The organism is Geomicrobium sp. JCM 19055, from assembly GCF_000698185.1.
GTDB classification, from domain to species: Bacteria; Bacillota; Bacilli; order Bacillales; family Marinococcaceae; genus Geomicrobium_A; species Geomicrobium_A sediminis.
This window is the reverse complement of sequence record NZ_BAXL01000005.1, coordinates 116,950-129,704: the sequence shown is the minus strand read 5'-3', so window position 1 is coordinate 129,704 and position 12,755 is coordinate 116,950. Positions and strand designations below refer to the sequence as shown.

The window sequence follows — 12,755 nt, the reverse complement described above, 5'->3', positions numbered from 1 at the left end:
GGCCTGGGTGTAGCAAGCCGAGCCCATGGTGTAGCAAGCAAAGACACCCAGACAGCCTAAACAGAGTTTCCACCATGAATACGGAAGAAAATATCCCTTCTTATGCTCTACCACCGTACGAAAACCGCGGGCCTTCAAAAGGTCCGCGGTTTAGTTTAGGATGCTTGTTCTTCTTCAATTGGTGGGCGTTTGAAGGAGAAGATCGCAAAGCCGAGTGCGATGATGACGAGAATACTACCGGCGATTGGAGCAGCTTGTACGGAAATGCCGTTAACGACGAGTCCGCCGACGCCTGAACCGATTGCGATCCCGAACTGTAGCTGATGTGTTCACACTTTGTTGGATATCAGATGTGCTTGGTGCGGTTTTAATTAGATATCCTTGTTGAGCTGGTGCGATCGACCAGCTTAGCATTCCCCAGATAACAACGGCAATTGTGAAGAGCACGATTGAGAAGGTTGTAAATGGGATGAACGCAAGAACGAAGAAGAACATGATAATGAAAATGATAACGGTGCGTTCGGGTCCGATGCGGTCCGTAACCCAACCACCAATTCCACCACCACTTACTGCAGAAATACCGAAGACGAAAAATGCAACGCTGACCCAAAAGGGCTCGACTTGCATCGTTACGTTTAGAAATTCTGCAAAGTACGCGTAAAACGTGTAGTGTCCGGCTAAAACGAGCAAGGTAACGATGTGTGCTGTTGAGAGCTTTACGTGTCTTAACGAGCGGATTTGTTCTCGTACGGTGCTCACTTGTTCAGGTTTGATAGGATCTAAGAATTTCATAATAACGAGTGCAGCGATGAGTGTCATAAATGCAATGATTAAGAACAGGATTCGCCAGCCGAATGCTTCGCCGATCAATACACCGAGTGGTACTCCGAGGACGAGGCTGAACTAACGCCCATTGTAATAATGCCGATGGCGCGTGATTTATATTCAGGCTTTACAATTTTTGGTGCGATGGTTAGGGAGAGCACAATGATTAATGATGCGCTCATTGCAGTAATCACTCGAAAGAAAACGAGTATGGCATAATTCGGGCTTAGAAATGCCCCAATATTAGCAAAGAAAAAGATCGTTAGGGCAATAAGGTATAAGTATTTTCGTTCATATTTGCTCGTTAATGAGAGTAGAACGGGTCCACTTACGGCAAAGACAAGTGCAAAGATTGTAATTAATTGGCCAGCGGCGCCGACAGAGACGCCGAGGTCTTCGGAGATGATTGGAAGAATACCTCCAATGATTAGTTCGACCATTCCGACGACAAATGCTGAAACTGCTAAAACATAGACTTTGAAGTTCATGATGTTCCACCTTCTTTTTTTGTAAAGAAATCTAACTGCTCCATTCTACTTTAGTTAAATCAAAACAACAAGTTCGCCACACGAAACATAAAAAAAAACAAGCGACTAATTAAAGTCGCTCGTTAAAATATTAGAGAATGACTGCAGCGAGCCAGCCGAAGATCACAAGTGGAATATTAAAGTGTAAAAAGGTCGGTACACATGTATCCCAAATGTGATTGTGCTGACCATCTGCGTTTAGACCGGCACTTGGACCGAGTGTACTATCAGATGCGGGAGCACCTGCGTCACCAATTGCACCTGCAGTACCAATTAAAGCAAGGGTTGCTAATGGACTAAAGCCCATCGCTGCACAAATTGGAACGAACAAGGCGGCGATAATCGGTACAGTTGCAAATGACGACCCAATGCCCATCGTAATGAGCAAGCCAATTAAAATCATAACGATTGCAGCTAGACCTTGACTATCACCCATCCAATTGGTCGAGATAGCAACGATTTGTTCGACATGGCCGGTTTCACGGATGACTTCTGCGAAGCCTGATGCCGCAATCATAACAAAACCGATGAAAGCCATCATTTTCATTCCTTCAGTAAGGAGCTCATCGGACTCTTTAAAGCGCACCGAGCGGCTAAAGACGAGTACAATGAGTCCAGCAACACCAGCAAAGATCATGCTGTCATAGAGAACTTGAATGATGACCGTTGCGATTACAGCGACAACCGCACTAATGAGTGAATACACCGAATAAGTTGATGGTTCTTCATCTTCTTGATGCCCTTCAATTGGGCGGTTTTCGTAGTCTCTAGACTTTCTATAAGAGAAGAACACTGCGACAAGTAAGCCGAGAAACATTCCAATTGTCGGATGAGCATCGCAATAGGCATATCAGACATGTTGGCACTCATACCATTTGCTTCGGTATTTTCAACGACAATACTGTGGAAGATTGCACCGAATCCGAACGGTAGCAACATATAAGGTGCTTTTAATCCAAAGGTCATAATCGTTGCAACAGCGCGACGGTCAATTGCTAATTCATTAAGAACTTGTAAGATTGGCGGAATCAATATAGGAATAAAGGCGATGTGAATAGGTACTAGATTTTGTGACATACATGAAATTGTAAAGATAATTAAAAAGATCAGTGCCTTCGGCAACGCTTTAGAGCGTGACTCACCTTTCTTACCGACAATCTTAATCGAGATATCTACGAGTAAGCGTGGCAACCCAGTTTTAGAAAGAGCAACGGCAAACGCACCGAGAACAGCGTAACTTAATGCAATGTTGGCGCTATCTCCAAGTCCATCCGAAAATGTTGCGATGGTTCCTTCGAATCCTAATCCACCAAGTAGTCCACCGACAAGGGCTGCGATGATGAGGGATATAACGACATGGACGCGCATTAAGCTCAATACAATCATTAGTAAAACGGCAATAACGACAGCATTCATTGAAATCATCCTCTAAAATACTTTAGTTCGATAAATCACTAATACGATAAAATGTATGCTATCATTGCTCCTTCATTTTTGTCAATACAAAAAAAAGCAGCCGAGAAGCTCGGCTGCAACAACTTAAACGGAATAATCACTGTTTTCATTTCGAGTCGTAAGATTTAAGCGTCGGCGTTTATGCTTTTTCATTAAGAAAGTTCCACCAGACACATCTTTTACGTTATGAACGACGATAAAAGCGTGATCATCGACTTCCTCGATGATCTTTTTCAAATAAAAAAAGACGCGGGGTTTGAATGACGATATAAATTACATCACGTGATTGTTTTGTGTACATTCCGTGCCCGGAGAAGACCGTCGCGCTAGCTGACATTTTTTTCGATGACAGCATCTGCGATTTCTTCGGCACGAGGAGAAACGATGTTCACAGCTTTTCTCGTATTAATTCCTTCAAGAATAAAATCTGTCGCTTTTTTTCCGATGAACAAGGCAACAATCGTATACATGGTGAGCAGTGGTCCAATAATAAACATTCCACTCAAAACAATGAGAAGATCCAACACGAAGTTCGTGGCAGTCAAATCCCAGCCGAATCGGTAGTTCAACATTCTTGCAATGATTGAAGTACCACCCATCGTCGAGCTACCACGAAAGATTAAACCGAAGCCAAAGCCAGTAAGTAATCCAGCGAAAATCGCTGCAATCAACGGATCATCAATCGGTTGGCCAAGATTTTCTGTAAAGTAAATGAATAGCGATAATAACGGAATGTTCAGAATTGAAAGCATGACCATTCGTCTTGGTAACAAGCGGTAACCGATCACAAGTAAAATTCCGTTCACAATCAATGTTACGAATGCTGGTGAGAGCTCCACCGCGTAATAAAGCAGTAAAGATAAGCCAGCAACTCCACCTTCTGCCAGTTGATTTGGCATTGAAAGTAAAGTGATGGATAAGGCAAATAAAAACGTTCCAGATGTCATGAGGGCTAAATCTTTAGCGATTCTCACGCAAAACACTTCCTTTCTCTCTCTATTGGAATTGTTGTAGGCGAGATTATCTTAACACTTCCATTGTGACAAATTTCGTACTTTTCCTTAAAATGAAGTGAGAATAACTGGAAAGGTTGTGATGTGTTGAAAGCGGTAGGGTTTTATAAAGGCGCACAATTACAAGATGTTTCGGTCGAGAAGCCACAAGCGACAGGACGTAATCTCGTAGTCCGTGTTCAGGCAGTTTCGGTGAACCCGGTTGATACGAAGCAATTTAAGGCAGGAACTGAAGATGAAAAGCATCCAAGAATTCTTGGGTATGATGCATCTGGAATTGTTGAAGAAGTCGGCGAAGAGGTTACATTGTTTTCGCCCGGCGATCATGTTTATTACGCAGGAGATGTGACCAAAGCTGGGACAAACAGTGAATATCATCTTGTTGATGAGCGAATCGTTGGCAAAAAGCCGGAATCATTGTCTTTTGCTGAAGCTGCGGCGATGCCGCTTACGACAATTACAGCATATGAAGGCCTGTTTGATCGTCTGGATATATCAAAAACTATTGAGGACAATAAAGGAAAGAAAATACTAATTGTAGGTGGTGCAGGAGGTGTCGGTTCCATAGCCATCCAACTCGCCAAAAAAGCGGGCTTGCATGTCGTTACCACAGCCTCTCGTGCGAAAACGTCAGAATGGGTGAAGCATCTTGGTGCAGATGTCGTTATTAATCATCAGCAACCTTTGAATGAACAATTAAAGAAACATGATATAGAGTACGTTTTTTTGTTGTACACATTTAACGACGCATTGGGATGCCATTTGTGAGGTTGTTGCTCCAGAGGGCAGGATTGTGAGCATCGTATCAGAGGAGAAAGTCGACCTGAATCTGTTAAAGACGAAGAGTGTAACGTTTTCTTATGAATTCATGTTCACACGTGCAATGTATGAAACGGAATCGATGATTAAGCAGCATCATCTATTAAATGAGGTAAGCAAGTTCATCGATCAAGGTGAAATTCAACATACGATGACTGAAGTTCATTCTCCACTTACCGCACAAACAGTTGCTAAAGCACATGAGAAACTTCAATCACAATCGATGATCGGTAAGTTAGTTATTGAGGTGAAGAATTGAACAATTATGTTCAATTCTTCATCTTCTTTACTACATAATCTGAATATTCTTCAGGATTGAAATTTGATACTAACGAAGATAAAATAGTTGAAGACGTGTGCCAACATATACCTACACAGAACGTTCACAAGCTTATTTGTAGAATGACGGTTTTTTTATAGAAATCATGGTAAACTAACGAGAGATACTTAGTCGATAGGAAAGAGGGGGAACATGCGGAGTAATGTAAAAGTCAACAAAACAATGGATAAGGCTACACCTGCGACAGCAACTGCCTCTCTATCCATACCACGACAACGTACTTCTAAAGTAATCGCCGAAACCGTAAAGACAGGCATCGTTAAGTCGAACTTAATTGCGATGTTTGCCGGAATGGCGCTAGCGCTTTATGCAAATCAATTAAATCCACTAATTATGATTCCTGAAATTGTACTTGCGACAATTGGTTCAGCTTTTGTCATCGGTGCAGCAGGGACATTTAATAATTTATATGATCGCGATATTGATCGGATTATGGAACGTACGAAGAATCGTCCTACCGTGACAGGGGTCATGTCACTGCGAAACGGATTGATCTTCGGTAGTTCACTTGCAATTTTAGGACTCATATCATTATTTATTGCATCACCGCTTGCAGGATTGTTCGGTTTCTTAGGTCTGTTTTTGTATGTAATTCCATATACGATGTGGACAAAGCGTCGCACCATCTATAACACTGAAATTGGAAGTCTTTCGGGTGCAGTGCCACCGTTAATTGGATGGGCAGCAATTTCAAGTGACATGATGAGCCTGGTGTTTTAGGACTCTTTATCGTGATGTTGTTATGGCAGATGCCGCATTTCTATGCGATTGCGATTCGTAAGCACGATGAGTACAAGGCAGCATCTGTACCGATGTTACCTGTCGTTAAAGGATTAAGAAGAACATATTTGCAAACGAACTTTTACTTAGTGTTGTTGATTGCAGCGAGTTTCTTGTTCTTGCCACTAAGTCTAGGAATTGTTCTCGTAGCCCTTCTTCTAAGTGGAGCATGGCTCGTACTGAGCATTGTGGGCTATCATAAGATGGATGAGCAGAAATGGGCACGTGTGATGTTCATCTATTCGTTAAATCATATGAGTATTTTATTTGCGACAATTATTTTGTATTGCATTGTTGCAACGGTCTTTTAAACGTTCAAAAAAAGATGAATGGTGAACACCATTCATCTTTTTGGCATCTAATGGCGAACTAAACATTGCAACCACACTCCTGGTTCTGCTTCAGAGATGTAGTCGTGAACAAAGCCAAATCGGCGATACAGATCAATGGCAGGTGTGTTGAGGCTACCGGTTTGAACGTGAATTGGTCCTGATTTACTTGTCGTTAAGATGTGATCAACGAGTCGGCTCGCGACACCTTTTCGAAAGTGTGTTGGTACAACACAGAGCCTAGTGATTTGATAATGATCTTCCCGTTTTTCGTAAGCGATAAACCCGAGTAAGTGATCATCATCATAACAACCAATAAATGTTTCTTGGCTCATCATAATCGTATCTATGTTATCGTTCAGATAAGGAATCCCATCAAAACCGATAATTTTGGATTCTTCTTTATACGCAGGGCATTGGACGGAAAGGATGTCTTTTGCAGTTGACGTATTCGTATGATCCAAGCGACAAAGTTGCATGCATGGCCTCCCTATATTGACTCAACTTTAATCATCTTAAAGAGTATTCTAGCATATTTGACTAATGATTATTGCCGGAATCATCAATTAATTCATCTACATCTTATGAAGAAGACATGAGGATTGCGCACGTCCTAAAGAGTTGGTGAGAAATAACAAAATGCTTACGGACAGTTTAATGATATGATAATAGATATGTACTAGACACGAGGAGGAATTTCGTTTGACTCAACCAAACTTGCAAATACAACAAGTGATTGAAGCAGTAGAACAAGTCGTCATCGGGAAGCGGGAAACGATTAAGCTTGCTGTGATTGCGTTCTTGGCGAAAGGGCATGTATTGATTGAGGACGTACCAGGGTAGGGAAAACGATGCTCGTGCGTGCGATTTCTAAAGTAACAAATGCTGAGTTTCGTCGAATTCAGTTCACACCGGATTTATTACCATCTGATGTTACGGGTGTTTCAATATACAATCAAGACAAACAAACTTTTGAATTTCGTGCTGGGCCAATCATGGGCAACATTGTGTTAGCAGACGAGATTAATCGATCGTCACCGAAAACACAATCTGCTCTTTTAGAGGCATTAGAAGAAGGAAAAGTGACGATTGACGGAGAGTCGCACCAACTTCAAGATCCGTTTTTTTGTGATGGCAACGCAAAACCCAATTGAACATGGGGGAACGTACCCTTTGCCTGAGGCGCAGCTGGACCGGTTTCTTTTTCGGATTAAGATGGGCTATCCAACAGAAGCAGATGAGTTGGAGTTGCTTTCAATGACTGAGCACGGTCATCCAATTGATCAAGTGCAACCTGTTATTCACGTGGACGATCTCGTCTCATGCAAAATGAAGTGCCAGCGGTATATGTAGACGGAGCCGTTAAACAGTATATTGTCTCACTCGTTCGAGAAACTCGCCAGCTTGAAGGCGTAGAGCTTGGCGTCAGTCCACGAGGTGCTATCGCTCTTATGCGTGCAAGTCAGGCGCTTGCATATGTTGAAGGTCGAAGCTATGTGTTGCCAGATGATGTGAAATATCTCGCACCTTATGTTCTCGGTCATCGTCTTGTTGTAGATACTGATTTACTTTCTGCGCAATCAGAAGATGCAGAGAAGATTGACCGAGTATTGCGTAAAGTGAGTGTACCTACTGCATCGAAGGATTTTGTACGATGAAACGAAAAGTCGGCTCACTGATTAAGCAGTTGGTGAGAACGCTACTTCTGTTATCAATAATCGTCATCTTGTACAGTTATGCGATGTTTCAAGGAGGATTTATTAGTTGGTTCCTCTTTTATAGTGTAACAACGGTTGTTGTGTTAGGGTTTGTGACTGCGCTTTTTCCACTTCGCTTCATTTCTGTAGATCGGTCTATTCAAAAGCCGTATCTTGAGAATGGCGATCATGCAACGGTAAAAGTTACGATCACAAAGAACGTACCGATTCCGCTTTTTTATCTTGGAGTGTACGATGCACCTCCCAACTCCATTCGCGTTGAAAGTCATCCAGGATCGTTTTTCTTTATGCTTTTTAAAAAAAGAACAAACGTATAGTTATGTGATTCGTGGTGACAAGCGGGGTGTACACACCTTTACAGAAGTGGAGCTCGAGACTGGTGACATGATTGGTCTTATTAAACGAAGACGGATTGTTCGGGTAGACAACGAGATTCGCGTTTATCCAAAGCGCGCAAGCTTGCCAATCGCATTCTCAAGTCTTCGTAAAGCCATTAAATTGCAAAACGAAGGCAATTCGAGTCGTCGTATGACGTTTAATGAAACGCTAGATTTCTCGCACCTACGAGAATATGCACCAGGCGATCGCTTATCAACCATTGATTGGAAAGTAACTGCAAGACGAGGGGAACTAGCGACTAAAGAATTTGATACTGAAGACCCGAAAGGTTTACTGTATTGCTCGATTGCCGCGCGGAGACTGATGAACAGTTCGAGACAGCTGTTGAATGGGCTGCAGGCTTGTGCACCATTCATTTACTGAGAAAGATATTATGAACTTTGCAGCAATCTCATCGACACCACTTGCACTTAACAAGACGTATGAACAAAAACAACTGCGACAAGTGATGAACGTGTTAACGAGTGTCGAGAGAGACGACTTAGATGAGAATGTACAACTGCATCGTTCGTTTTCTTTGTTACGTACGATCGTTTACGTTGCGCCGACAGTGACTGAGAAAACGACTGCAAAACTAAAACAGTTGGCTGCAAGAGGTACAAGCTCATCGTTCTTTACGGAGATGACGGGAATAAGGCAGATCGTGTACTCAGACAATTGGACGTTCATTTGCTTGCGATGCCAATCACTAAGAAGGACAAACGTAGGAGGCGAGCTTCATAATGAGTAGAGATACTTCATTGTTCCGCCACCCCCATTTAGCTGTTTTATATGTATTAGGGTTTTTATTACTGGCTGAGTGGCTATTTCCACTTCCGCAATTTACAGATACAGGTTATGTGCTTGTGTTTCTCATGTTGGCAGGTTTCTTCTTTATTCTAAGTGCGATCCCCATGTCTACGTGGTTGCGCTTGCCACTTGTTGTACTTGCAATTTTAGTAAGCTTAGACGTCATTTTCTTTAACGAAACCTTTATGTCAGTGGCTTGGTGGCAGACGTTTATGAGTGAAGCGGTCTCCCAAGGTAACTTGCTTCTAACAGGTGAATGGCAAACGTTATCGCCAATGTTTCGAACGTTACTCTTTATGATTATGCTCATGCTCATGAGTTTCTTGATTTACTATTGGGTGATTTATGTAAAGAGAATCTTATTCTTTTTCGCTTGTTCAGTCATTTACGTAGCAATCTTAGACACATTTACGATGTATGAAGGTTCATGGGCAATGATTCGACTCGTTGTAATCGGTTTTGTATTGCTGGCTTACCTGAAGTTGTCACGGTTAAGCACGGTTTATGCGAACATATCATGGCGTGATTGGACGCGTTGGTCGATTGGAACGACACTTGTCATCTTTGTAGCAGGTAGTGTTGCCTTCTTCGGACCGAAATTCTCACCACAATGGCCAAATCCTGTACCTTATATTCAAGCAGCAGGTGGGTTTGGAGAAGGATACTCAACTGAAAATCGCAGAATTGGATACGGTGAGCATGATGACAGACTCGGTGGAGGTTTTGAATTAGACGAATCACCTGTCATGTATGCTGAAGTGGAGGACCCTGGTTATTGGCGAGGTGAGGCCAAGCACATTTATACAGGCCATGGTTGGGAGTCAGAACAGCACGGAGAAGCCGTTGAAGAACAAGGCGAGCTTAATTTATACGAAGAACAAACGGACGTAGAAGAGAACGATGCGACACTCCGATATACTCCGTATTTCCAAACGCGAGAGCTTATTTTTGCACAAGGTGAGTTTTTCGAGGCTACGTCTGCAGAGCAACCGCTAAATTATTATGTGGATGCAATTAGTGGGCGTATTGAAATGGGATCAGGCTACGATGAAGAAGTAGGGATGAGCCTGTCTTATCGAGAAGCTGAGTTCTCAATTGAACGAATGCAAGAGGTGCCTTTCCAAGAAGGTGACGCAGGTGATCCTGAAGGAATTGAATTAAGGTACCTACAAACGCCAGAAGAGTTGCCAGAACGTGTTACTGAATTGGCTGCAGAGATCACTGGTGAAGAAACGGATCGTTATCGTGCAGTTCGAGCAGTAGAAGATCATTTGCGTAACGAATACGAGTATGAAACGGAAGATGTCCCCATCCCTGAAGAGGGACAAGATTATGTGGATCAGTTTTTATTTGAGAGTCAAATTGGGTATTGCGATAACTTCTCTACAGCAATGGTCGTCATGCTCCGAAGTCAAGACATTCCTGCTCGCTGGGTGAAAGGCTTCACACCTGGTGAGGAAGTTGAAGACGGTACGTATCAAGTTACAAACGCTAACGCCCATTCATGGGTTGAAGTCTATTTCCCAGAAGTTGGCTGGGTGCCATTTGAGCCTACACCAGGATTTAACAATGAAGCGAACCATGCTTATACAGACTTAGAGCTTTCAGATTCACCTGATTTAGATGATCGTGATGTTCCAGATCCTTTAGAGGATGAACAGCTCGATGAAGGTGATACTAATGAGGAAGAAGAAAGTGCAGCAGCGGGCAGTTCAGACGCTGAGGGAGGGCTATCGCCTGTTTTGATTGGAACGGTCAGTGTAATGCTTTTAGGTGGGATTATCGTTTTCTTCTTGCGAGAGCGTATTATCATCAACTGGATGAAGCGTAAACACCAAGACATTCAAAGCACTGAGCAGTTCCAACGAGCGTATCTATCACTCCTGTGGTTACTCAAATTTACTGGATTTAAGCGTAATAAATACGAGACATTATCAGAATATGCGAATCGGATCGATCAACGGTTGGATAATGAGAATTTCACGCGACTAACTCGTCAGTATGAAGATTTGTATTATGGAAAAGAGCGTTCGTCCATTACAGATGGAACGAACGAGCAATATCACCAACTGTTGCGGGATGTTCACAGTCGGATCGCGAGATAACATTGACCACTACCAAGGTTATTGATAAAATTATGTTCGTATTTTATAAGCGAAACGTCTATCTTTTAGACACGAGACAATGTCTTGATCATAAACTCACGAGGTGCAATGATGAATAAGGAAATAAACGAAACGATTGCAGTGCTCGATTTCGGTGGGCAATACAATCAATTGATTACGCGACGTATTCGCGATTTAGGTGTTTACAGTGAACTGTATCCTAATACAGTTACAGCGGAAGAGTTAAAGCAACTCGATTTAAAAGGGATCATCTTCTCAGGTGGACCGAACAGCGCGTACGTGGAAGGCGCTCCGAGTTGTGACCCTGAGATTTATGAATTAGGAGTTCCAATTCTTGGAATTTGTTACGGAATGCAGTTAATGACGCATGATTTTGGTGGGAAGGTTGAAGCTGCTAACCACCGTGAATACGGAAAAGCGACAATGACAGTACAAAATCGTGACGTAAAGATTCATAAAGGATTACCAGAAGAGCAACTCGTTTGGATGAGTCACGGTGACAAAATCGTTGCACCGCCAGAAGGCTTTACCGTTGATGCAACGAGTCCATCTTGCCCAGTAGCTGCAATGAGTAACGTTGACAAGAACCTTTACGGTGTACAGTATCACCCAGAAGTTCGTCACACAGAACACGGCAATGCATTGCTCAAAAACTTCGTCTATGAAGTATGTAACGCAAGTGGCGAGTGGTCGATGGAGAACTTCATCGATATGGAAGTTGAGAAAATCAAACAAGCAGTAGGCGACAAGAAAGTGCTTTGTGCACTAAGTGGTGGGTTGATTCTTCCGTTACTGCGATGCTCGTTCACCGTGCCATAGGTGATCAACTAACGTGTATGTTTATTGATCACGGTCTTCTTCGTAAGAACGAAGGCGATATGGTTATGCAAATGTTCGAAGGGAAATTCGATATTAAAGTTGTACGCATTGACGCAGCAGATCGCTTCCTCGGAAAATTAAGTGGTGTCAGCGATCCTGAACAAAAGCGTAAAATTATCGGAAATGAGTTTATTTACCTGTTTGAAGAAGAAGCGGACAAGCTAGAGAACATGGACTTCTTAGCACAGGGTACGCTATACACCGACGTGATTGAAAGTGGTACGGCAACTGCAGAGACGATTAAATCACACCACAATGTTGGTGGTCTTCCAGAAGAGATGCGCCTCGACTTGATTGAACCATTAAACACACTCTTCAAAGATGAAGTTCGCGCGCTCGGTAAAGAGCTCGGCTTGCCAGAGAACTTCGTTTGGCGTCAGCCATTCCCAGGACCAGGTCTTGGAATTCGTGTACTTGGAGAAATTACAGAAGAAAAGCTTGAGATTGTACGTGAATCGGATGCAGTTCTTCATGAAGTCTTAAAAGCACACGGTTTAGATAAAGAGATTTGGCAATTCTTCACAGCACTTCCGGATATGAGAAGTGTAGGTGTTATGGGTGACTCTAGAACGTACGATTACACAGTAGGCGTTCGTGCAGTTACGTCCATTGATGGCATGACTTCAGACTGGGCAAGAATCCCGCACCATGTTCTTGAAGAAATTTCAGTTAGAATCGTGAACGAAGTACCAAATGTCAATCGCGTTGTTTACGATATTACGAGTAAGCCACCTGCGACGATTGAGTGGGAATAAC

General features: G+C 42.8%; 8 protein-coding genes and 6 pseudogenes. 8 read left to right on the top strand and 6 right to left on the bottom strand.

Features of this window, described 5'->3' with window-relative positions:
* Positions 1–155: 155 nt before the first annotated feature.
* From JCM19055_RS06150 to JCM19055_RS06140, 5 genes and pseudogenes are all read right to left on the bottom strand, one after another.
* Positions 156–1,313: pseudogene (locus tag JCM19055_RS06150) on the bottom strand (MFS transporter).
* A gap of 130 nt (positions 1,314–1,443) precedes the next feature.
* Positions 1,444–2,768 (bottom strand): annotated as a pseudogene (locus JCM19055_RS06145) (Na+/H+ antiporter family protein).
* A 123-nt stretch (positions 2,769–2,891) separates the two neighbouring features.
* A complete protein-coding gene (locus JCM19055_RS28725; RefSeq protein WP_265181875.1) occupies positions 2,892–3,044 on the bottom strand; it encodes a DUF2179 domain-containing protein in 153 nt (50 codons plus the stop codon).
* Complete coding sequence (locus JCM19055_RS28720) at positions 3,016–3,108, bottom strand: hypothetical protein (protein ID WP_265181890.1); 93 nt, start codon at positions 3,106–3,108, stop codon at positions 3,016–3,018. The genes JCM19055_RS28725 and JCM19055_RS28720 overlap by 29 nt, the downstream gene beginning before the upstream one ends.
* A 25-nt stretch (positions 3,109–3,133) precedes the next feature.
* The gene (locus JCM19055_RS06140; protein ID WP_265181874.1) at positions 3,134–3,781 is read right to left on the bottom strand and encodes a YitT family protein; all 648 of its coding nucleotides are present in this window, start codon (positions 3,779–3,781) and stop codon (positions 3,134–3,136) included.
* Positions 3,782–3,907: 126 nt separating this feature from the next.
* Between JCM19055_RS06140 and JCM19055_RS06135 the strand changes: the two are divergent.
* Together JCM19055_RS06135 and cyoE are read left to right on the top strand one after the other, a co-directional pair.
* Positions 3,908–4,898: pseudogene (locus JCM19055_RS06135) on the top strand (zinc-binding alcohol dehydrogenase family protein).
* 243 nt (positions 4,899–5,141) lie between these two features.
* Positions 5,142–6,070, top strand: a pseudogene (cyoE, locus tag JCM19055_RS06130) (heme o synthase).
* A 47-nt stretch (positions 6,071–6,117) separates the two neighbouring features.
* On the opposite strand, the gene JCM19055_RS06125 reads toward cyoE, so the two are convergent.
* Entirely contained in the window at positions 6,118–6,567 is a 450-nt protein-coding gene (locus JCM19055_RS06125) for a GNAT family N-acetyltransferase (RefSeq protein ID WP_042359009.1), read from the bottom strand.
* 223 nt (positions 6,568–6,790) lie between these two features.
* On the opposite strand from JCM19055_RS06125, the pseudogene JCM19055_RS06120 reads away from it, so the two are divergent.
* The 6 genes and pseudogenes from JCM19055_RS06120 (at position 6,791) to guaA (ending at position 12,754) form a co-directional block, all read left to right on the top strand.
* Positions 6,791–7,746, top strand: a pseudogene (locus JCM19055_RS06120) (AAA family ATPase).
* On the top strand, positions 7,743–8,123 hold the full coding sequence (locus JCM19055_RS06115; protein ID WP_042359008.1) for a hypothetical protein: 381 nt from the start codon (positions 7,743–7,745) through the stop codon (positions 8,121–8,123). Before JCM19055_RS06120 ends, JCM19055_RS06115 begins: the two are co-directional and overlap by 4 nt.
* On the top strand, positions 8,065–8,568 hold the full coding sequence (locus tag JCM19055_RS06110; RefSeq protein ID WP_265181873.1) for a DUF58 domain-containing protein: 504 nt from the start codon (positions 8,065–8,067) through the stop codon (positions 8,566–8,568). The genes JCM19055_RS06115 and JCM19055_RS06110 overlap by 59 nt, the downstream gene beginning before the upstream one ends.
* On the top strand, positions 8,549–8,935 hold the full coding sequence (locus JCM19055_RS06105; protein WP_042359006.1) for a hypothetical protein: 387 nt from the start codon (positions 8,549–8,551) through the stop codon (positions 8,933–8,935). Before JCM19055_RS06110 ends, JCM19055_RS06105 begins: the two co-directional genes overlap by 20 nt.
* A complete protein-coding gene (locus tag JCM19055_RS06100; protein WP_042359005.1) occupies positions 8,928–11,099 on the top strand; it encodes a DUF4129 domain-containing transglutaminase family protein in 2,172 nt (723 codons plus the stop codon). The genes JCM19055_RS06105 and JCM19055_RS06100 overlap by 8 nt, the downstream gene beginning before the upstream one ends.
* A 111-nt stretch (positions 11,100–11,210) precedes the next feature.
* Positions 11,211–12,754, top strand: a pseudogene (gene guaA / locus JCM19055_RS06095) (glutamine-hydrolyzing GMP synthase).
* The last annotated feature ends 1 nt before the right edge of the window (position 12,755 follow it).